Here is a 20,265-nt window from a genome sequence, read left to right as displayed (position 1 = left end):
GTGCGTTAGGCGGGAACGGTCAGGAGGACGGCTGCGCGGCCTGTGCTTCGGGGATGAGTGCTCGCACCTCCTCCTTCGCATCGGACAGGACGACGATGTCGACGCGCCGGTTCTGTGCCAGCGCCGCGGGCGAGGAACCGGCCGCGACAGGTCGGGTATCGCCGAACCCGACCGACTTCAGGTGCGCCGGCGGGAGCCCGGACGCCTCGACGAGGTGCCGCAGCACCTGGGTGGATCGACCGGCCGAGAGCTCCCAGTTCGTGGGGAACGGGGCGACCGATCCGCGGACGTCGGCGTGGCCTTCGACCGAGATCTCGTTCGGGGCGGTCACGAGGACGGAGCCGAGCGCATCGAGCACCAGCACGGCCTTCGAGCTGAGGGTGGTGCTGTTCGTGGTGAAGAACGTCTCGGCACTGACGAGTCCGATCGTGAGGCCGCGCTCGTCGATCGTGAAGGTGACGTCGGCCTCGAGGCCGTTGTCGGCGAGCACCGTGCGCAGCCGCTCGCGGAGCGCGGAGAGCTCGTCGAACTCAGTCTGCGCCGCGGCCAGCTCGATGTCGGCGAAGTCCTCGCCCTTCTCCTCGACCAGCTCCGGCGGCACCACGACGCCCGTGACGGCATCCACGTCTTCCGAGGGCTCCTGGCCGAAGCCGGTCGCGAGTGACGCGCTGAGAGCCTCGAACTTCTCCTGGTCGACGGTCGACATCGCGAACAGCACGATGAACATGCACATCAGCACGGTCACCATGTCCATGTAGGACGCCATCCACCGCTCGTCCGGACCGCTGTGCTCCTCCTGCGGTACTCGGCGTCGGGCGCGCACGCTCACGACGCGGGCTCCGTCTCCGTCTCCTCCGCGGCGCGAGTGCGGGTGCGACGGCCCGAGCGGGCGGAGGGGCGCTCGGACACGAGGGCGCGCAGGCGCTCTCCGACGAACTGCGGCGGGGCGCCGGCCTGGATCGCGAGCATGCCCTCCATGAGCACGGTCATGCGTTCGAGCTCGAGCTCGCCGAGACGCTGGAGGCGTCCGCCGATGGGCAGCCAGATGAAGTTGGCCGACAGGAGACCCCACAGCGTCGCCACGAAGGCCGTCGCGATCATGGGACCGAGGGTGTCCGGCTTGTCGAGCTTCTCCAGCACATGCGTGAGGGAGACGACCGTGCCGATGATGCCGACGGTCGGGGCGAAGCCGCCGAGCGTCATGTAGAAGCGTGAGGCGGTGCGGTTACGGGCAGCGGTCGAGGTGAGCTCATCCTCCAGCAGGGTTCGCAGGTCTTCGGCGTCCGTGCCGTCGGCGATGCTCTGCAGAGCCTGGCGCAGGAACGGGTCCTTCTCGTCCTCCAGCCCCTGCTCGAGGGCGAGGAGCCCTTCGGCGCGCGCCTTCTCGGCGTAGCCGACCACCGTGTCGATCATGCTCGACGCGGTGCGGCGCTCGCCGCGGAAGGCGCGGGGGAGCGACTTGACCGCATGCAGCGCATCGCGCACGGTGCCGCTCGCGATGCCGACGGCGATCGTGGCTCCGAAGACCAGCACCATCGGGGCGGGGATCAGCAGCGATCCGATGGTCGCGCCTTCGAGGTTGATCATGGCGATCAAAGCGCCGAACGCGAGGACCAGCCCGAGGATGAGGGACGGATCCATCAGCGGTCCGTCTCGGGGTCGGTGGGAGCTGCGGGGGCGTCGTCGGCCGCCGTGATCATCGCGGCGGCCGCGGCGAGCACTCCGGCGCGGAAGCGGGTGATCTGCGCGATCACGTCGTCCATCGTCTCGGTGACGACGAACGTCGCACCGTCGACCATGATGAGCGTCGTGTCCGGCGTTGCCTGGACACGTTCGATCAGGTCGGGATTCACCGCGAACCGGGAACGGTTCAGGCGCGTGAGGACGATCATGGGCTCCATCCTGGAAAGATCCGTCCGCGTTCCGGGGAGCGCGGACCCGACGGCCCGTCCTGGGCTGTCGGAGGTGACTGTCGGCCGGTGGGCGTCTGGCGTTAGCGGGTGGCCATGATCTGCGCAGGATACTTCCCATTAGCTCTAAAGCGCAGTAAACTTCCCATAAGACCTAAAGGGAAGTATTCTGCTCACGGAGGTGCGAGATGCAGTTGCAATCAGCCAAGGCGTTCGCCGGGTTCGTCCGTGCGAACAGATTGAGCGCGCACATGACCCAGCAGGAACTCGCCCAGGCGGCGCGCAAGAGCAGACGCTGGGTGCACGACCTGGAATCGGGCAAGGTCGTCCCCTCCCTGAGCGCCGCGATCGAGGTCGCCGCCGTTCTCGGATTCAGCGTCACGCTCGAACGGAGCGCGCGCTCCGACATGCTCGACCGTCTCTTCGAGGATCTGTGATGAGCGCGCTCGATCTCTGGCTCGACGGACGGTTCGCCGGGAAGCTGATGCGCGGAGAACGCGATCAGGTGGAGTTCCTCTACGACGACGACTACCGCGAGGAGTCCCGTTCGACGCCCCTGTCCGTGAGCATGCCGAAGAGCGAAGCGGGGCACGGTCCCGACCGGGTCATGCCCTGGCTCTCGAACCTGCTGCCCGACTCCGACGAGGTGAGGGCGCGCTGGGCGGCGAAGTTCGACGAAAGGCGCAACGACCCCTTCTCCCTGCTCCGCCACATGGGGGAGGATGCCCCGGGCTCGGTGCAGGTCGTGCCCGAGGGGGTCATCCCGAGCTCCACGGGAGCCATCTCCCGGCTGACGGAGCGGGATGTCGCGCGCCGCGTCCGGGCCATCCTCGCCGATCCGGACCACTGGGTCGACGACAGCGACGACGACGAGAGCAGGTTCTCGTTGGGCGGCAACCAGGGCAAGTTCGCTCTCGCCCGCATCGACGGGGAGTGGTTCGAGCCCAATGGTCGTGCCGCCAGCACGCACATCGTCAAGCCCGGCATGGTGCTCGCTTCGGGGCAGACCGACAACGACGTCCAGGCGGTGGAGTTCGTCACGATGCGCGCCGCGCGGGCGATGGGCGTTCGTGCGGCCACCGTCGACATCATGGACTTCGACGGTCTCCCCACCTTCGTCACGACCCGCTACGACCGCAGCGTGGCGGGGAACGGCGAGGTCACGCGGGTCCACCAGGAGGACTTCTGCCAGGCGCTCAGCGTCCTGCCGGCGCGGAAGTACGAAGAGGACGGCGGCCCCACCATGTCGGACATGGTGCAGCTGGTCGGCAGCGCGTCTTCGCCGTCGTACCGCGGCGGAGACCTGCGGAGTCTCACCGAGCTCTTCGCGTTCAACCTGCTGACCGCGGGAGTGGACGCACACGCGAAGAACCACAGTTTGCTGCATGTCGGCGGGGTCGCCAGGCTGGCACCGGCGTACGACCTGATCTCCGCTCACGGCATCTGGGACGACGACCGCATCACATACCGCTCGAGTGCCGCGGTCAAGTACGGGAAGGAGCGCCCGTACCGCAAGATCACCGGCCGCAATCTCGCGCGCACCGCCGACGTGCTCGGCGTGCCGCGGCGGGAGTTCGCCGCACTGCTGAACCGCATGTCGCAGAAGCTCGGCGAGGCATTCGAGGAGGCGGTCCAAGCGCTGCCCGGCGGACTCGCGACGGCGCGTGTGCGTGCGATGCCCGCGCGCATCGAGCGCTTCGCAGGAGAGTTCGTCGAGAGGATCGCGGCCGAGGACCTGAGCGTGCGCAACATCCCCACCTTCACCGGGCCGACGAACGCGGAAGAGCAGGCCCGGACCGCGGTGTGGGAGCCGGGCGAGTGGCGCTCCGGTCGGTGGATCACCGGACGGTACCGCACCCGGATCTCCCGCTGACGGGTCAGCAGCGCCTCCAGGAGGCGACCGCTGTGACACGTCGAAGGCGCCCCGACTTCGGCCGGGGCGCCTTCGCTCAGCGCTTGAGGTTCGTGAGCTCCTGCAGCACTTCGTCGCTCGTGGTGATGATGCGGGCGTTCGCCTGGAAGCCGCGCTGCGCGACGATCAGGTTGGTGAACTCCTGCGAGAGGTCGACGTTCGACATCTCGAGGGCGCCGCTGATGATGCCGCCCAGGCCGTCGGTCCCGGCCTCGCCGAGCGTCGGCTGGCCGGAGTTGCCGCTGGGGCGGAACTGCGAGGATCCGGTCTTCTCGAGGCCGCCCGGGTTCACGAAGCCGGCCAGTGCGATGCGTGCGAGCACCTCGGTGTCGCCGTTGCTGAACGTGCCCACGAGGCTGCCGTCGTTCGTCAGGGCGTAGGAGCTCAGGGTGCCGGCCGGCTTGCCGTTCTGCTCCTTGATGGCGATGTCGCTGACGTCGGCGAAGCCGGTGACCGCCGAGAGGTCGACCGTGATGCCGCCGGACACGATCGACGAGGCGCCGGCCTGCTTGCCGTCGGTGAAGGCCAGCGGGGTGCGCGCGCCGGCAGCGTCGGTGACGTCCCAGCCGGCGGTCGTGCGGGTGAAGGTGAGACGCATCGAGGTCTCCGTGCCCTGCGCGTCGTAGGTCTTGATGTCGCGCACGAGCGTGTCGCCGACGGCCGCGCCCGAAGGCAGGTTGCCGGTCACCCGGGCGGTGGTCGTCGCGGCGGCCGGGCTCAGAGCGCCCACGGGGAGCGTGATGTCGCCGATGCCCTGACCCGGGACGATGGCTCCGCCGCGCGCGGTCCAGCCCTGCACGAGCGCGCCGTCGGCCGAGACCAGCTTGCCGCTCGCATCGAACGAGAAGCCGCCGTTGCGGGTGTACAGCGTCTCGCCGCCGGAGCGCACCACGAAGAAGCCGTCGCCGGCGATCATGAGGTCGGTGGGGACGCCGGTGGGCTGCGGTGCCCCCGACGCGAAGTTGGTGCTGATGCCGGCGACCTGCACACCGAGACCGACCTGGGCGGGGTTCTGACCGCCGAGGTTCGTCTGCGGCATCATCGAGTTGCGCAGCAGCTGCGACAGCGAATCCTGGAACTGCACGGCCGAGGCCTTGAAGCCCGTCGTGTTGACGTTGGCGATGTTGTTGCCCGTGACGTCGAGCATGGTCTGGTGCGAGCGCAGGCCCGAGATTCCGGCGAAGAGGGAGCGGAGCATGGTGGTGCCTTTCTGGGTGCGGGGCTGATCAGGATTTGGGGACGAGGGAGACGCCGGAGACGGCGTCGAGGGGGATGGAGGCTTCACCGATGGTCACGAGCGGCACAGCGCCCGCGTAGGAGACCGAGGTGACGATGCCCTTCTGAGTGACACCGTCGGCATCGACGTACTGCGCTTCATGGCCGATGAGCGCGGCGGCGGTCTGCCGCATGCTGAGCGCGAAGCTCTCGGTCGAGGTGGCCGACAGCGCGGTCAGCTGCTCCATGGACGCGAGCTGCGTGGTCTGCGAGATCATCTCGTTCGTGTTCATGGGAGAGCTGGGGTCCTGGTTGGTCAGCTGCGTCACCAGCAGCTTCAGGAACACCTCCGAGTCGAGCGTCTTCTTGCGCTCGACCGGGGGCGTGGTGCTGCCGGTCTGCACGCCGGTGGGCGGGATGGTGCCGGTGATGGGGTCGACCGTGGTCATGGGGTTCCTCTCGGATCAGGCGAAGACATCGATGCCGCCGAGCAGCGCGTCGAGGGGGCCGGATGGTGCGCCGTCTGGTGCGGAGGGGACGACGGCCGGGTTCGGCCGCGCGGCCGCATTCCGGTCGGCGGGGGCGTCGCCGCGAGTCTGCCCGCCGCCCGCGCTCGCCGCGTTCCCGTTCGCCGCGTTGCCGTTCGCCGAGCCGCCGCCGTTCGGCGACGATTGCGGATTCGACGAGCCGGGGCCGTCGTCCGAGGTCGAGAGCATCAGGGAGGCGTGCGGTGCCGCTGCCGCGAGATCCCGCCGCAGGTCGGCGAGCACGGCCCGCAGCGCCTCGCGGCCGAGATCGTTCGGGGCGTGCAGCTCGATGTGGATGGCCCCGCCGGAGATGTGCGCGCGCACGGTCACCGGCCCGAGGTTCTCCGGCGACACGGTCAGCGTGAGGCTGTGGTCGCCGTCTGCGGCCTGGGCGAGGGAGACGACGGGGGCTGTGATCTGGGGAAGCAGCACCGGCCGGGCGATCGCGGCCGCGGCGGCAGGCGTCGTCGGGGCGATCGGGGGCGGCGATGCCGGTGCCGGTGCCGTGACGGCGGCCGTCGGGCCGGCAGCGTCTGCGGTCGCGGGTACCGACGCGGCGGGGGCGGCGACGACCGGAGTCGAGCCTGCAGAGGACGGCGCGGCGTCGGGTGCCGTGTCAGCGGCGGTGGCTGCCCCGGCCAGGAGTGCCGGGTCGGCGTTCGACCCCGGTGCCGGTTCCGACGAGGCAGCCGCGGCGACGGCACCGTGCGGACCAGCGGCGACGGGGACGAGGCGGAGAGCGGCGTCGGCCGGAGCATCCGCCGTCGTGCTGTTCGCACCGGATGCGCCGGCGATACCGTCGCTGCCGACAGGAGCCGATGCCGCACCGACGGCGGCGGGCCCGGTCGAGGCGCGCGGCGACGATGCGCCGGTCGCGGCGGGTGGCACGGATGATGCGGCCAGGGCTGCCGTCGATGCGGTGGTGCGTGCCGGATCGACCGATGCGGCGACAGCGCCGGACGCCGCGATCGGGGTGGGGTCGGCGGCTTCCGCAGGGGCATCCGCCGCTCCGGTGTCTTCCCCAGCATCCACCGGTGGCGGGGGCCCGTCGAGGTCGGGGTCCGCTCCCGAAGTGCTTTCGTCGACGGGAGCCACAGTCCCCGACCCGCTCGGGATCGTGAGGGTCGTGAGGGGTGGGAGAGGCGATGCGGTCACCGGAACAACCGGATCAGCGGATTCGGCGGTCGCATCCGTCGTCTCGGTTCCCGTCGACGCGCCCGACGACACTCCCTCAGCGAGGACGCCATCGGTGGGCGCGTCGTCGGCGAGCTGAGCCCGCGCCGCATCCTGGATCACGTCGGCGAAGGCCGCGGCGCCCGGGGTCGCGCCGCGCGAAGGCGCCGCGCCGCTCGGCCGCGACGCGCGAGGGTCGAGCATGTCGACGATGCCGAGCGCGGTCATGACTGCCCCTCCGTGTCGGTGCGCGATCCGATCTCGTCGAGCTCCGCCTGTTCGGCGTGCAGCTCGGCCGCCCGCACCCGCACGGCGTGCGCCTGGGCGAGACGGTCGAGTCCGCGCATCGCTCGTCGTGCCTCCGAGTGCTCCGCGCGGGCCTGGTCGACGGTCTGCTCCTGCAGTTCCGCCAGCATCGTCAGGTCGGAGAGCAGTGTCCGGCCGGCCACACGGGCGGCCGCGAGCGCGGCCAGCGAGCGGACGTCCACGGCTTCACTCCCGGCGCCGGAGAGATGCGCGCGAAGGGACCGATCGCGGGCCTCGGTGTGCCGGGCGTCGAGCACCGCGCGGGAGAGCCGCTGCGCCGCGGCGCGCTCCTGGATCTCGCGCACACGCAGCAGGCCCGCCAGGGAGAACGACCGTGTCATGAGACTCCTCCGAAACCGGAGACGAGCTCGTCGAGTCGACGCCACGATTCGTCGATCGCGCTCGTCTCGTCGAGCGACTGGGTGAGGAAAGCGGAGATCGCCCGTTCGTGGGCGATCGCGGCGTCGATGCGGGCGTCGGCACCCGGCTGGTACGCGCCGATGTCGATCAGGTCGTTGGCCCGGCGACGCGCGGCGAGCACCGCACGTAGCGTCGCCGCGTGTGCCCGCTGCCCGGGGGCGGTGATCTTCCCCACCACGCGGGAGACGGAGCCGAGCACGTCGATCGCCGGATGGTGTCCTGAGAGCGCAAGCGCGCGGTCGAGCACGACGTGGCCGTCGAGGATCGAGCGCACGGTGTCGGCGATCGGCTCGTTGTGGTCGTCACCGTCCACGAGCACCGTGTAGATGCCGGTGATCGAGCCACCCCGGTCGGTGCCGGCGCGCTCGAGCAGACCGGCGAGGAGCGAGAACGTCGACGGCGGGTACCCACGGGTTGCGGGGGGTTCTCCGGCCGACAGGCCGATCTCGCGCTGGGCCATCGCCACGCGGGTCAGCGAGTCCATCATGAGGATGGCGTGCGCGCCCTCGTCACGGAAGGCCTCGGCGATCCGGGTGGCGGTGTACGCGGCGCGGATGCGCGCCATGGCCGGCTGATCGGAGGTCGAGACGATGACCACCGACCGGGCGAGTCCCTCCGGCCCCAGGTCGTCTTCGATGAACTCGCGCACCTCACGGCCGCGCTCGCCGACGAGGGCGATCACCGTCACCTCGGCCTCGGTGCCGCGCGCGATCATCGACAGCAGCGACGACTTGCCCACTCCCGAGCCGGCGAAGAGCCCGACGCGCTGCCCGCGACCCACGCTGACGAGCGTGTCGAGCGCGCGCACCCCGAGCGGAAGAGGGGAGTTGATCCGGTCGCGTCCCATGATCGAAGGGGGAGCGTGGTCGAGGCTCACCGGGATCGCACCCGTCAACGGGCCCTTGCCGTCGATCGGTCGGCCGAGTCCGTCCAGGACGCGGCCGAGCAGAGCGGCCCCGGTCGGCACACGGAGCGGGCCACCGCGACCCCGCACGGGCGCCCCGACGGTGAGCCCGGCGACGGCGCCGAGGGGCATGCACCGCAGACCGCCCTCGCCGATCGCGACGACTTCGGCATCGACCCCGTCGAGCGTCACGACATCGCCGACGGCGCCTTCGAGCCCTCGCACCTGCACGCTCAGGCCGCGCACCTGGGAGACGACGCCGACTCGTTCCGGTCGAACCGCCTCGCGGACGGCGGCCCAGGCCGTCACGACCCGGCCTCGACCAGTGCGCGGCGGGCGCGCTCGAGGGCGCTGCCGATCCGGGCGTCGATGTGTCCGTGCGCCAGGGTCGCGACGGCATCGCCGCGCTCGAGCGTGTCATCGGCGACGAGCGCGAAGTTGGTCAGGTCCGACTCCGCGGTCTGGATCGTGCGCAGGTCGTCGGGGTGCAGGCGCACCTCGCGGATGTCGGCGGGGTCGGCGACCGCGAGTGCGCGCCGCGCGGCGGCCGCGGCAGACGAGCCGGCATCCGAGAGCTCCGCGACGAGGATGAGCTCGGCGAGTTCGATCGCGCCGCGCAGCACCTCATCGCGCGCAGCGGCGGTGAGCTCGCGCTCCCGCTCGCCCAGTGAGAGGGCGGCGGCCTGCAGCGCAGACACCGCGGTCGCCACCTCGCGCGCGGCTGCCGCGTCGCGGGCCGCCTGCTCCGCCGCGGCGACGCGCTGCGCCGACTCGGCCTCGGCGAGCCCGGCACGGAAGCCCTCCGCGTGTCCTTCGGCGTAGCCGCGCATCCGGGCGCGCGCATGCTCCGCGCCGTCCGCGTGTCCGTCGAGACGAGGGAACAGCACCGGCGAGAACGCGTCAGTAGACATACTCGTCCTCGTCGGTGCGCTGCACCGTGATGTCGCCCGCCGCTTCGAGAGCGCGGATGGTGCGCACGATCTCGGCTCTGGCCTCCTCGACCTGTGAGACGCGCACCGGACCGAGGGTCCGTGCCTCCTCATCGAGGTTCTCCCGGTTGCGCTCGGAGACGTTGCGGCGGATGAGATCGGCGATCGCCTGGTTGGCGCCCTTCAGCGCCAGAGCCAGCGAGCGGATGTCCATGCCGCGCAGCACCCGCTGCGTGTCGCGGTCGTCGAGCTTGACGATGTCGGCGAAGGTGAACATGCGTGACCGGATGTCTTCGGCGAGGGCGCTGTCGCGGTCCTCGATGCTCGCGAGCAGTGCCTTCTCGACGGTCGCCCCGGAGCGGGCGATGATCTCGACGAGCGGTTCGACGCCGCCGAGGGTCTCCGGGGCGTCGCGGCTCGCGAAGCTCCCGGTGCGGGTCTTCAACGCGTCGGCCACGATCGCGATCGCCTCCTGCGACGCGGTGCCCATGGTCGCGATCGCGTGGGCGACATCGGTGCGGGTCGGGTCGGGGAGCGCTGCCAGCACGGCCGCCGCGCGGTCGGTGGGCAGGTGCGCGAGCACGAGGGCGACGGTCTGCGGAAGCTCGCCGTCGAGCAGGGTCGCCAGCTGTGCCGGGTCGGCGGAGCCGAGGAACTCGAACGACGAGTTCATCGACGTCGAACCCACCCTTCCGAGCACGGCCGCGGCCCGCTCTGCACCGAACGAGGCCTCCAGCAGACCGGCCGCGAGGTCACGACCACCGCGGGCGGGCGGCAGGTGTCCGGTCGCGATCCGGTGGAACTGCCCGAGCGCCTGAGCGGTGGTGGCGGCGTCCAGGTCCTGCAGCTCGATGATCTCGGCGGCGACGGCCTCGGCCTCCGACTCCGAGAGGTGCTTCATCACCTCGATCGCCTGTGCGCGGTCGAGGTTCATCAGCACGACGGCCGCCGTCTGCCGGTCGGTCAACCCGCTCATACGTGCTGCCTGTCGTCGATGAGGGTCCGCAGCAGCTCGGCCGTGCGCTTCGGGTCCTGTCGCGTGAGGGAGTCGATCTCGGCGCGGCGGCGCTCGAGGCTCACCTGGGCGGGCTCGGGGTCGGGCTCCGGCTCCGGGTCGGGCGTCGTCTCGAGGAAGGCCAGCGGCGTCGTGGCCGCCTGGTCGATGGCGACGGTGGCCGCACCGGGGCCGAGGGCCGCCGACAACGGGGCAGGCCGGTCGCCGAACAGCTGATCGAACTCGGTCGCGGAGTTGGCGCGACGCCGCATCCGCACGAGGGCGGCGATGACCGCGAGCAGCAGGGGCAGAGCGATCGCTGCGGCGATGATGGCGGTGTTCAGGAGCACAGCCTGACGCTCGGCCGCCTCCGCGTCCTTGGCGGCCTGGAGGGCGGCCTGTGCGGCTTCGGCATCCGTCTGGCTGAACGACACGAGTTCGACGGCGATGGAGTCGCCGCGTGCGGTGTCGATCCCCGCGGCGGTCTCGACCAGTTCGGTCAGCTGCGCGGTGCTCAGGTCGCCACCGGCACCCGCGTCGACCGCGACCGAGACCGACTGGCGCAGCACGTTGCCGGCGGGGGTCGAGGTGCTCTGGGTGCTCTTGTTGACGGCGTTGGTCTTCGACGTCTCCGTGGATTCGGAGGTGCCGTCCGCGCCCGCCGACGGCACCGCGATGTTGTCGGGTCCGAGCACACCGGCGTTGGAGCTCGAGCCGTTCTGCGTGTCCGTTCGAGACTGCTCGGTCAGCGGAGGTGCCCCCTCCGCCGGGGTGTAGGTCTCTTCGACACGCTCGTTGACCGAGCGGTCGATCTCGGCGACCACCGTCACGGTCGCGTTGCCGGGGCCGACGACGGTGTCGAGCATCTGCTGCACGCTCGCGGTCACCCGTGCCTCGTAGTCGCCGGCCTGCTGGTCGACGCCGCCGACCGCGCCGACGCCGGCGGCCGAGAGGGTCTGGCCGCTCTGGTCCACGACGGCGACGTTCTCGGGCTTCATGCCGCTGACCGCGGCGGAGGTCAGGTGCACGATCGCCTCGACCTGCTTCGAGGTGAGCGACGAGCTGCCCGAGGTCTCCACGAACACCGATGCGGTGGCGTCGACGGTCTCCGAGACGAAGACGCTCTCCTCCGGGATGGCGAGCTGCACGGAGGCCGCTGTCACGCCCTCGATCGACGAGATGGTCGCGGCGAGCTCACCCTCGATGGCGCGCTTGTAGGTCACGGACTGCTGGAACTCCGAGGTGGTCACGCCCATGTCGTCGAGCAGCGAGTACCCGCCGGAACTCGCACCGGGAAGGCCCGCGGAGGCGGCGGCGAGCCGCTGGTCGTAGACGTCCTTCTCCGGCACGAGCACGGTGGCTCCGCCGTCGGCGAGCTCGTAGGGGACCGAAGACGATCGCAGCTGCTCGACGACGGCGTTCGCATCGGAGGCACTCATCCCCGAGAACAGCGGGGTGTAGGTCGGGCGGGTCAGCCAGCTGGAGAGCGCGACGATCCCGAGCGCGAGCACGGCCACGCCGATGATCGCGATGGTGCGCTGCGCGAGCGTGAAGCCCGCGATCACGCGTCCGATCCGCTGGAAGACGTTGGTGACTGCCTGGGGCATCAGGCTTGCATCCGCATGATCTCGTTGAACGCGTCGACGCCCTTGTTGCGCACGGCGGCGACGAGTTCGAGGGTGACCGACGCGCGCGAGGAGGCGACCATGGCCGAGTGGATGTCGTCGAGGTCACCCGTGACGGCGGCGACCTTGAGCGCGTCGGATTCGGACTGCAGGGAGCGCAGCTCGTCGATCGCACCGGTGACGCTGTTCGCGAAGGCGGTGTCGTCCGCCGCCTTCGCCGGAGCGGTGGGCGGGGCGAGGGTGAACGCCGAGGAGATGCCCTCGACGCCGGAGAGGGGATCCATCAGCTGCGTCCGATCTGGAGGGCGGATTCGTAGGCGTTGCGGGCACGGTCCACGATCGCGGCGCTGGCCTGGTAGCCGCGCTGCGCGAGGATGAGCTGGCTCATCTGGTCGCCGAGGTCGATGTCGGGGTAGCGGACGTAGCCGTCGGCGTCGGCGAGCGGGTGGTCGGGCTGGTGCACGAGCCGCCCCTCCGCACTGCCCTGCACGGAGCCCGCCACGTACACACCCGGCGACTGGTCGCTGGTCTGGGCGGTGATGTACCGCGCACGGAAGGCGGCGCCGTCGGTCGCCGTCACGGTGTTGATGTTCGCGATGTTGTCGCTGATGGCGTCGAGCCACTTGCGGTGCACGGTCAGGCCGGTGCTCGCGATGCCGATCGCGTCGAAGGTCATGAGGTCCTCATCGCCGCGCGCATCGACGCGAACGAGCCGTTCACGGCCTGCGTGGCGAACTGGTAGCGCAGCATCGTGTCGACGCTGGACAGGGTCTCGGTGTCGAGGTTGACGTTGTTGCCGTTCAGGCGCGTGGGCTCGAGCGAGGTGCCGACCGTCGAGCCGACCCGTCCGTCACCCGCCTGCACCGAGTCCGCGAGCGCCTCTTCGAAGCGCACCCGCTTGGCGTGATAGTCGGGGGTGTTGATGTTGGCGATGTTGTCGGCGATCGCCCGCTGGCGCAGCGCGAGGCCGTCGAGCGCGCTCGTCAGCGCGTTGATGGTCACAGAATCGAACACGACCGCTCCCCGTGTGTGGTGGTGTGGCCGATCCATGGCCGAGTCTTGCGAGCCATCCGTGCTCTCCCTGTTCTATCGGCAGGGTCGCGCACGACGTTAGGGAGCGGTCTCAGCCATCCACGTCGAGGAATGCGGGAGCATCGGGGCGACGGGTCCCCGGGATCCGGTCCACCGCGCCGAGGTGCTGTCGGAGGTCGTCGAGATCGGTGCGGGCGCGCTCCATCGCGAGGCGCTGACGCTCGACCACCCGGCGGGCGCGATCGGCGAGATGCACGGGCAGGGGAGTGGAGGGCGGCGTCCACGGTTCGATGACGGCCGTGTCGGCGGTTCCGGGGGTAGCCGTGAGGATGCGGTCGGCGTCGAGCTCGAGGCGATCCAGCAGTTCGGTCCACTCCGCCGTCACGTCGTCGGCGCTCACGACCGGGTCTCCGCGACGGTCCTGGCGGCTTCGTGCCAGGCGTCCCGCAGCGGGGCGACCATCCCGTGGCAGGCACGGGTGCGCTCGGGATCGCGGCCGATGTTGGCGCCGATCAGGGTCTGCGACAGGAAGACGTACACCGAGCGGAGGCCCGCGCTGCCGTTCCAGTCGTCGGTCAACGACGAGGTCAGCTCCGACACGATGGCCTGCGCGTGCTGCAGTTGGGCATTCGCCTCGGTCCAGTCCTCGGCTCGCTGTGCGGCCTCGCCGCGCTCGATGTCGAGCAGCAGCCGGTCGTACAGCAGCGTCACGAGACGCTCGGGCGGTGCCGACAGCACGGCATCGTCACGGTAGCGCTGCTGCGCACGCAGGGCGGCGTTCATGCTCACTTCCCCGAGCTCGAGGTCGGAAGGGCGGCGATCTGCGACGACAGGTAGGTCGACTGCGACTGCAGTTGCGACAGCATCACCTCGAGGCGGGCGTAGGTGCGCTCGAGCGTCGCCTTCCGCTGGGCGAGGCGCACGTCCCAGCGCTCCATCTGCTCGCCGAGGCTCTTGACCTCGCTCTCCTGGCCGGTGATGCGGGAGGTGAGCAGGCCGTCGTACTTGTCGGAGTACACCTTCGCGGTGTCCTGCACGCGCGAGGCGACGTCGGAGAACAGTCCGGCGACCGCATCCGGGTCCTTCGCGAGGGCTTCGGCGAACTTCTCCTCGTCGAAGCTCAGCACGCCGTACATGTCGGTCTCGATGCCGATGGAGGAGGGAGACACCCCATCGACCGGATGCTGGATGGCATCGGCGATCGCCGTCCGCAGCGATCGGACGGTGCTGTCGCCCGTGAAGACGCCCAGGGTGGTCTTGTCGCCCTGGTTCGCGGCGACGGTGGCCTTCGACCCGTTGTCGATACGCGTCAGGATGTCTTTGACTGCGGCGATGAACTCCGCGGAGGCCTTGGTGCGGGCCTCGGTGTCGATGGTGACGCCGATCGTGATCGGGTCGGCGGATGCCGCGGACACCGTCACATCGACGCCGTCGAACAGATCGGTGAAGGTGTTGCTCGACGAGGTCAGTACCTGTTCGGCGCTGGTGCCCGCCCACAGCCGCAACTGTGCGTCGGCGCCCACCGCGATCACGGCCGCCCCCGCTTCGGTGGCGATGTCGGATGCGGTGCCGGCCTCGACCGCGGCGACGTCACCGCGATAGGCGCGGAACTGGCCGCCCTCGCCCGAGTCGGCCGCGCGCAGCTGCAGTCGATGCAGCGGGTTGCCGTCGGCGTCGCGGCCCGCGGGCACTGCTGACGCGACGACTCCGAAGCCCGCTTCGTTGATGGCCTGGGCGACCTCCTGCATCGAGGCGCCGTCGGCCTCGATCTGCAGACGCTCGCCTTTGGCGTTCTCGAGGGTGATCACCGGCGGGTCGACGGGCCACCCGTTCGACGCAGCCGAGACGATGGTGTGATTCTTCGCGACCTTGTCGACGACGATCTCCGCCGAGACCGGGGCGGCGCCGGTGCGGGTGGCGACCGTGACGGTGTTCGACGACGACGATGTCGTGAACCGGGCGAGCCCGCCGGGCGACGCGGCCTTCTCGGCGGCGGTGGCGAGGTTCTGGATCGCGGTGTTCAGCGTCTGCAGTTGGGTGACGATGCCGTTCTTGTCATCCATCTTCGCCTTGAGCAGCGAGCGCGGGATGGCGTGCACGTCCATCAGGGCCTTGATGACCTCTGTGGTCTTCAGGCCGGAGACGAGGCCGTCGAGCGAGAGAGACATGATCGCCTTTGCAGGTCGGGAGCGGACAGGGTCCGGGCGACGGTCGCAGCCGCCGCCCGGACCCTATGGCGTGGGTCAGCGCAGGAGCTGGAGAACGCCCTGGTTGGACTGGTTCGCCTGGGCCAGCATGGCCGTGCCCGCCTGCGACAGGATGTTCGCCGAGGTGAACTTGACCATCTCGGACGCCATGTCGGTGTCGCGGATACGGCTCTCGGCGGCGGACAGGTTCTCCGCCGACACGTTGAGGCTGTTGATGGTCGACTCGAAGCGGTTCTGCAGCGCACCGTAACCGGCACGTGCGGTCGAGACCGCCTGGATCTCCGTGTCGATGTCAGCCAGCGCGGCACCGTAGGTGGCCGCATCCGTCATCGTCGCCGCGTAGCCCTTGATGTCTGCTCCGAGGGTGGCGAAGTTGGTCAGGCCGACCGAGATCTGGTCCTCGGCGGCGACCGCGCCCGCACCGACCTGGAACGTCAGCGTCGTGCCACCCGAGAGCAGCTTGATGCCGTTGAAGTTCGTGCTCTCGGCGATCCGGGTGAGCTCATCACCCAGGGTGTTGATCTCCTTCTGGATCGCTTCGCGCGACTTCGCGTTGTTCGAGTCGTTCGCACCCTGAGCGGTCAGGTCGCGAACGCGCTGCAGGATCGAGTGGACCTCGGTCAGGGCGCCTTCCGCGGTCTGGATGACCGAGATGCCGTCCTGGGCGTTGCGCGCCGCCACGTTCAGGCCGTTGACCTGCGAGCGCAGGCCCTCGGAGATCGCGAGGCCGGCGGCGTCGTCCGCTGCGCGGTTGATCCGCAGACCGCTCGAGAGCTTCTCGAGCGACTTCGACAGGTCGTTCTGCGTGCTGGACAGGTTGCGGTAGGCGTTGAGCGCCGACACGTTGGTGTTGATCTGCATACCCATAAGGGTTCTCCTCCGTGAATTCGTTGTGCGAGAGACCATCCGTGGTCTCCCGCACACACCTATCGGCGGAGGCGGCGCGGGCGTTAGCCGGGCGCGTGGCGCCGCTAGGCGATGACCCCCAGTGCAACTCGGAGATCCTCCTTGGCTCGGGCGTATCGGGATCGCGCCGTCGCCGCGGGAATGCCGACGATGTCGGCCGCCTGGCCGAGCGTGAACCCGTCCCAGTGGACGAGCTGGACGATTTCCGCGAGCTCCGGCTTCAGACGCTCCAGGGCGTCGCGGACCTCACCGCCCTCGTCCGCCGGAGGTGCCGCCGCCACGGGCATGTGGGCGCGCACCTTATCGACCAGGGCCAAGCGACGGCGCTGGCCCCGCGTGTGGTTCAACAGCGTGCCGCGGGCCAGCCCGAACAGCCACATCCGCGCCTCGGTCGCGTCGTCAGGCAGATCCTCGACGCGCCGCCACGCGATCAGCAGTGTCTCCCCGAACAGGTCGGGCGCATCGTCCGACCCGACGCGCCGGTGCAGGAACCGCAGGACGTCCCCGTCGGATTCGCGCAGGACCGTGGTCAGCAGCCGTTTCTTGCGATTGATCGAGGTCACGGGGTCACTGCCTCGCACTGCAGCTGCTCGTCGCCGCCATAGCCCCACACGACGCCTGCCTCCTCAGCCCGCTGGGTCACGGCTTCGCGCATCGCGACGTTATGAGCGGTCGCGTATACATCGTCCTCAGACGGCTCCGCAGCGGGCCCGGCGTCCTCTCGCTGACCGTCGTCGTTCAAGACCGGGATGATCGCGTGGGGATCGGACCGGATCCGATCCACCCACCGCTCGACCGCGCCGTCCTCCACAGCGAGGTGTCCGACGTCGGTGACGAACGCGTTCCAGTCGCCCACGTCCTCCGTCTGCTCGACGACGACCCGCAGCTCGCATTCGCGGCCGCTCGGCAGCGTGAAGACGTAGGCGGCATCGGGTTCCTGTGCCCAGGGCAGCCATTCGAAGCCCCCTGCGGCAGCAGCCGCACCGGCGCCACCGGTCAACAGCACTGCCAGCCCGAAGCCCGCGACGAGGCGCGGTGTTCGTCGGGCGGCGCGCGGCTGCGCAGCCGACGTCTGCGCGCGAGCCGTGTGCGCGGCCTCGTCCATCGTGCGGCGGAGGTCGTCGTCGATGCGCAACGGCGCGGGTGCCGAGCGCTCGAGAAGCAGATCCAGACGGTCTTGGGTATCCATGTCACTCCCATCGTGAAGGGTCGTTACATGAGATATGTCCGGCAGCACCGCCGGTGATGACGACTTCCCGGATTTCTCCGATCGCGAGAGCGACCTTCGGAGGTGTCGGGCTAGGCGGGGGCCGATTCGCGGAAGACGCCGGCGATCCGCGCGCTGGCCGCGTCAGCGATCCGTGTGAAGTAGGCGTCCCGCGCTCCGGCCGACACCCGGGTCGTCGTGGCGGGGGCGGCGCCTTCGGCGAAGTACCGGTCCAGGGCGTCGCGCAGCAGGCGGATGGCCTCCGACCTCTGCTGCGACACGGCGGAATGGGTCACGCCGAGCTCTTCGGCGATCTCCTTGACGGGGCGTTCTTCGAAGTAGACGCCCTGCACGATCCGGCGCATGCGCTCCGGCAGCGCGGCGACGGCCTGCTCGAGCACCTCGCGGCGCTCACCGACGAGTGCCGATTCCTCGGGCAGCAGGATGTCGGTGGTCACATCGCGGGCGGCGGGGTCTTCCAGTGTGGTGACGGTGCGGGCGGCATCGCCGAGGGCTTCGAGGACGACATCCTTCGCGACGCCCATTGCGGTGGCGACCTCGGCCGCCGTCGCCGTTCTGCCGAGTCCTGCGGTGAGGGTCTCGCGCACGGCGACCGTCTCTTTGATGCGCTTGCGGATGCCGCGGGAGGCCCAGTCCATGGAACGCATCTCATCGGCGAATGCCCCGAGGATGCGGCGGCGCGCGTAAGCGCCGAAGGGGACGCCCAGCGACGGGTCGAACGCGTCCGCGGCGGTCACGAGCGCGAGCGCTCCGACGGCCGCGAGCTCGTCGCGGGGGATATGGGTTGCTCGGGCGTGTGTTTCGGAGGCGAGGTAGCCGACCAGGGGGAGGTTGCTCTCGATGAGCAGATTGCGCTCAGCGCGCGACGACATGGGGGATGATCCACCTCTCTGGATTCACTCCGGAAGCTCCAAGGAGACGAGTAGATGCACTTATCACACTTTTTGTGATCTGTACATGGGGAGAACTACCCATCGCCGTTCCACATAGTAACCTTAGGGGCGCGGCAGCCGATAGTGACCTTTGGCCGCGTTAACAGGCGTGGCGATCACTGGGGAAAAGGGGATCATGGGAGCCAACGAACTATCGATACAGCTGTGGCGCGAGCGTGAACTGCTCGAGATGCTGCTCTTCAAACTAGACGAACAGCAGCTGCTGCTCGCAGCCGGGCGATCCCAATGGATCCAGTTCGCCGCGCGTGAGATCGATCAGGTCCTCGATCGCCTGCGTGGCGCGGGACTCGCGCGCACGGTCGAGGTCGCCGCGGTCGCCGAGGAGTGGGGGGCTCCGGAGAGCGCGACGATCCGCGAACTGGTCGCACACGCGCCGGAGGGCGCGTGGCAAGAGGTCTTCGCTGACCACATGCGCGCGTTGACGAAGCTCGCCGCCGAGGTCGAGCAGCTGCGCGACGCGAACACGGAGCAGCTCAGCGGCGTGCTCCGTGCCACTCAGGAGACGCTCGCCGCGCTGGGGCACGAGACGGGCGAATACACGACGAACGGTGACCGCGCACGCGACGACGCAGCGCGCATCATCGACACCGAGATGTGACCGGAAGGGGATCATGTCGACCTTCAGCGGATTGAACACTGCGGCCAGCGGACTCGCCGCCGCCCGACGCGGCATGGACGTGGTCGGGCAGAACATCGCCAACCAGAAGACCGAGGGCTACACGCGTCAGCGGGTCCAGACCTCGGCCATCGCGGCGATCGCCCAGACCGGCCGATTCAGCGTCGGCGCTCTGCCGGGACACGGCGTCTCGATCGACGGCGTCGCCCGTCTCGGCGATGCCCTGCTCGACGCCCGCGTCCGCGACTCGCTCGCCGCATCGGGCTTCTGGTCCACGCGCGCGGTCGCCGCGACCACGATCGAGGCCTCGCTCGCCGAGCCCACCGAGAACGGACTGGCGGCGCGACTGTCGAAGTTCTGGTCCGGCTGGCAAGATCTCGCAAACACACCGGACTCCGGTGCAGCGGCATCCACCATCCTCGAATCCGCCAAGGAGCTCGCGTCCCACATCGCCGGCGGCTACCGCACCGTGGCCACCCAGTGGAGCGACGCGCGGGCCACCGCCGAGCGCACCGTCACGCAGGTCAATGCCGCCGCCGACCAGATCGCGGTGCTCAACGGCGAGATCCGCGACGCCCTCGCCTCCGGGCGCTCGGCGAACGAGCTCATGGACCAGCGGAGCGTGCTCGCGCAGAACGTCGCCCGCATGTCCGGGGCGGCGGCCACCATCGAGAGCGACGGGTCGATGACTCTCCGCGTCGGCGGTAACGCGCTGGTCTCGGGTTCCGATGCGCGCCACCTCGTCCTCAACGGCCCGGCCACGATCGACGCGGGGCAGCGCTTCACCGTCTCGTGGGAATCCGCGCCCGATCTCCCGGCCTCGATCGACGGCGGCGAGCTCGGCGGCTCGCTCGCCGTGCTCGCACCGGCAGCCGACGGCGGCATGCTCGCGCAGCTCGCCTCGACCTACGACGCGGTGGCGACAGCCCTGGCCGGTGCGCTGAACGCGCAGCACCGTGCGGGTGTCACCTCGTCCGGGCAGCCGGGCGGCGACTTCTTCACCCTTCCGACGACTGGGTCGGCCGCGCTCGGACTGCGGGTCGCCGTGACGACCCCGTCCGAGCTGGCGCTCGCCGCACCGGGTGCCGGTGCGCTGGATGCGACCAACGCCGACCTGATCTCGCAGATCGGGCGCGGCGCCACCTCGCCCGACGCGCTCTGGTCCGATCACGTCACGCGCTTCGGCGTCGCGACGGCAGCCGACGTGCAGCGGGCGAAGGTCTCCGATTCGGCGGCTGTCGCGGCGGTCGGGGCGCAGCAGTCCGTTGCCGCCGTCGACGGCGACGAGGAGACGATCAGCCTGCTCACCTACCAGACCGCCTACCAGGCTGCAGCCCGCGTGATGACGGCGGTGGACGAGGCGCTCGACGTCCTCATCAACCGCACCGGCCTCGTCGGACGCTGATAA

General features: G+C 70.2%; 25 protein-coding genes. 4 read left to right on the top strand and 21 right to left on the bottom strand.

Translation table 11 applies throughout. The annotated features are described in order from the left end of the window. Positions 1-19 precede the first annotated feature (19 nt). Genes ACIOTO_RS02240 through ACIOTO_RS02230 form a run of 3 tightly spaced genes read right to left on the bottom strand, consistent with a single transcriptional unit; the run spans position 20 to position 1,892 of the window. Positions 20-829 carry a flagellar motor protein MotB gene (locus tag ACIOTO_RS02240; protein WP_400856226.1) on the bottom strand — a complete coding sequence of 270 codons (810 nt, stop codon included), beginning with the start codon at positions 827-829 and terminating at the stop codon, positions 20-22. After that, entirely contained in the window at positions 826-1,641 is an 816-nt protein-coding gene (locus ACIOTO_RS02235) for a motility protein A (protein WP_029261095.1), read from the bottom strand. The genes ACIOTO_RS02240 and ACIOTO_RS02235 overlap by 4 nt, the downstream gene beginning before the upstream one ends. Then, complete coding sequence (locus tag ACIOTO_RS02230; protein WP_105711637.1) at positions 1,641-1,892, bottom strand: flagellar FlbD family protein; 252 nt, start codon at positions 1,890-1,892, stop codon at positions 1,641-1,643. Before ACIOTO_RS02230 ends, ACIOTO_RS02235 begins: the two co-directional genes overlap by 1 nt. A 206-nt stretch (positions 1,893-2,098) precedes the next feature. Between ACIOTO_RS02230 and ACIOTO_RS02225 the strand changes: the two genes are divergently transcribed. Both ACIOTO_RS02225 and ACIOTO_RS02220 read left to right on the top strand, forming a co-directional pair. Continuing rightward, a complete protein-coding gene (locus tag ACIOTO_RS02225; RefSeq protein WP_400856225.1) occupies positions 2,099-2,347 on the top strand; it encodes a helix-turn-helix transcriptional regulator in 249 nt (82 codons plus the stop codon). Further along, a complete protein-coding gene (locus ACIOTO_RS02220) occupies positions 2,347-3,783 on the top strand; it encodes a type II toxin-antitoxin system HipA family toxin (protein WP_400856224.1) in 1,437 nt (478 codons plus the stop codon). The genes ACIOTO_RS02225 and ACIOTO_RS02220 overlap by 1 nt, the downstream gene beginning before the upstream one ends. Before the next feature lie 76 nt (positions 3,784-3,859). On the opposite strand, the gene ACIOTO_RS02215 is transcribed toward ACIOTO_RS02220, so the two are convergent. From ACIOTO_RS02215 to ACIOTO_RS02130, 18 genes are all read right to left on the bottom strand, one after another. After that, positions 3,860-5,020, bottom strand: a complete 1,161-nt coding sequence (locus ACIOTO_RS02215; protein WP_029261090.1) for a flagellar hook protein FlgE — start codon at positions 5,018-5,020, stop codon at positions 3,860-3,862. A gap of 28 nt (positions 5,021-5,048) precedes the next feature. After that, entirely contained in the window at positions 5,049-5,486 is a 438-nt protein-coding gene (locus tag ACIOTO_RS02210; protein ID WP_029261089.1) for a flagellar hook assembly protein FlgD, read from the bottom strand. 15 nt (positions 5,487-5,501) lie between these two features. Continuing rightward, positions 5,502-6,965 carry a flagellar hook-length control protein FliK gene (locus tag ACIOTO_RS02205; RefSeq protein WP_400856222.1) on the bottom strand — a complete coding sequence of 488 codons (1,464 nt, stop codon included), beginning with the start codon at positions 6,963-6,965 and terminating at the stop codon, positions 5,502-5,504. Continuing rightward, positions 6,962-7,384, bottom strand: a complete 423-nt coding sequence (locus ACIOTO_RS02200) for a hypothetical protein (protein WP_029261087.1) — start codon at positions 7,382-7,384, stop codon at positions 6,962-6,964. The genes ACIOTO_RS02205 and ACIOTO_RS02200 overlap by 4 nt, the downstream gene beginning before the upstream one ends. Further along, positions 7,381-8,676 (bottom strand): FliI/YscN family ATPase, encoded by a 1,296-nt coding sequence (locus ACIOTO_RS02195; protein WP_400856221.1) that lies wholly within the window; start codon positions 8,674-8,676, stop codon positions 7,381-7,383. The genes ACIOTO_RS02200 and ACIOTO_RS02195 overlap by 4 nt, the downstream gene beginning before the upstream one ends. Then, positions 8,673-9,278, bottom strand: coding sequence for a FliH/SctL family protein (locus tag ACIOTO_RS02190; RefSeq protein ID WP_400856219.1), 606 nt, complete (start codon positions 9,276-9,278; stop codon positions 8,673-8,675). The genes ACIOTO_RS02195 and ACIOTO_RS02190 overlap by 4 nt, the downstream gene beginning before the upstream one ends. After that, positions 9,268-10,272 (bottom strand): flagellar motor switch protein FliG, encoded by a 1,005-nt coding sequence (fliG, locus tag ACIOTO_RS02185; protein WP_029262220.1) that lies wholly within the window; start codon positions 10,270-10,272, stop codon positions 9,268-9,270. Before fliG ends, ACIOTO_RS02190 begins: the two co-directional genes overlap by 11 nt. Then, complete coding sequence (fliF, locus tag ACIOTO_RS02180) at positions 10,269-11,897, bottom strand: flagellar basal-body MS-ring/collar protein FliF (RefSeq protein ID WP_400856218.1); 1,629 nt, start codon at positions 11,895-11,897, stop codon at positions 10,269-10,271. Before fliF ends, fliG begins: the two co-directional genes overlap by 4 nt. Then, positions 11,897-12,199 (bottom strand): flagellar hook-basal body complex protein FliE, encoded by a 303-nt coding sequence (gene fliE / locus ACIOTO_RS02175; protein ID WP_400856216.1) that lies wholly within the window; start codon positions 12,197-12,199, stop codon positions 11,897-11,899. Before fliE ends, fliF begins: the two co-directional genes overlap by 1 nt. Next, positions 12,199-12,591: a flagellar basal body rod protein FlgC gene (locus tag ACIOTO_RS02170; protein ID WP_105711629.1), complete on the bottom strand. Its 393-nt coding sequence runs from the start codon at positions 12,589-12,591 to the stop codon at positions 12,199-12,201. The genes fliE and ACIOTO_RS02170 overlap by 1 nt, the downstream gene beginning before the upstream one ends. Continuing rightward, entirely contained in the window at positions 12,588-12,929 is a 342-nt protein-coding gene (locus ACIOTO_RS02165; RefSeq protein WP_029262224.1) for a flagellar basal body protein, read from the bottom strand. The genes ACIOTO_RS02170 and ACIOTO_RS02165 overlap by 4 nt, the downstream gene beginning before the upstream one ends. A 109-nt stretch (positions 12,930-13,038) precedes the next feature. Continuing rightward, complete coding sequence (locus ACIOTO_RS02160; RefSeq protein WP_400856214.1) at positions 13,039-13,347, bottom strand: hypothetical protein; 309 nt, start codon at positions 13,345-13,347, stop codon at positions 13,039-13,041. Further along, entirely contained in the window at positions 13,344-13,730 is a 387-nt protein-coding gene (gene fliS / locus ACIOTO_RS02155) for a flagellar export chaperone FliS (protein WP_400856212.1), read from the bottom strand. Before fliS ends, ACIOTO_RS02160 begins: the two co-directional genes overlap by 4 nt. A 2-nt stretch (positions 13,731-13,732) precedes the next feature. Then, positions 13,733-15,115: a flagellar filament capping protein FliD gene (fliD, locus tag ACIOTO_RS02150; RefSeq protein WP_400856211.1), complete on the bottom strand. Its 1,383-nt coding sequence runs from the start codon at positions 15,113-15,115 to the stop codon at positions 13,733-13,735. 75 nt (positions 15,116-15,190) lie between these two features. Next, positions 15,191-16,021, bottom strand: a complete 831-nt coding sequence (locus ACIOTO_RS02145) for a flagellin (RefSeq protein ID WP_262003382.1) — start codon at positions 16,019-16,021, stop codon at positions 15,191-15,193. Between the two features lie 104 nt (positions 16,022-16,125). Further along, entirely contained in the window at positions 16,126-16,623 is a 498-nt protein-coding gene (locus ACIOTO_RS02140) for an RNA polymerase sigma factor (protein WP_400856209.1), read from the bottom strand. Beyond that, the gene (locus tag ACIOTO_RS02135) at positions 16,620-17,249 is read right to left on the bottom strand and encodes a hypothetical protein (RefSeq protein ID WP_400856206.1); all 630 of its coding nucleotides are present in this window, start codon (positions 17,247-17,249) and stop codon (positions 16,620-16,622) included. The genes ACIOTO_RS02140 and ACIOTO_RS02135 overlap by 4 nt, the downstream gene beginning before the upstream one ends. Positions 17,250-17,359: 110 nt before the next feature. Then, positions 17,360-18,160, bottom strand: coding sequence for a sigma-70 family RNA polymerase sigma factor (locus ACIOTO_RS02130; RefSeq protein ID WP_400856205.1), 801 nt, complete (start codon positions 18,158-18,160; stop codon positions 17,360-17,362). Between the two features lie 196 nt (positions 18,161-18,356). On the opposite strand from ACIOTO_RS02130, the gene flgN reads away from it, so the two are divergent. Together flgN and flgK are read left to right on the top strand one after the other, a co-directional pair. Beyond that, entirely contained in the window at positions 18,357-18,839 is a 483-nt protein-coding gene (gene flgN, locus ACIOTO_RS02125) for a flagellar export chaperone FlgN (RefSeq protein WP_400856204.1), read from the top strand. A gap of 13 nt (positions 18,840-18,852) precedes the next feature. Next, positions 18,853-20,262: a flagellar hook-associated protein FlgK gene (gene flgK / locus ACIOTO_RS02120; RefSeq protein ID WP_372468691.1), complete on the top strand. Its 1,410-nt coding sequence runs from the start codon at positions 18,853-18,855 to the stop codon at positions 20,260-20,262. Positions 20,263-20,265: the final 3 nt, after the last annotated feature.

The organism is Microbacterium sp. NPDC087592, assembly GCF_044743585.1.
In the GTDB taxonomy this organism is placed as follows: domain Bacteria; phylum Actinomycetota; class Actinomycetes; order Actinomycetales; family Microbacteriaceae; genus Microbacterium.
This window is presented reverse-complemented; position numbering and strand designations above follow the sequence as displayed.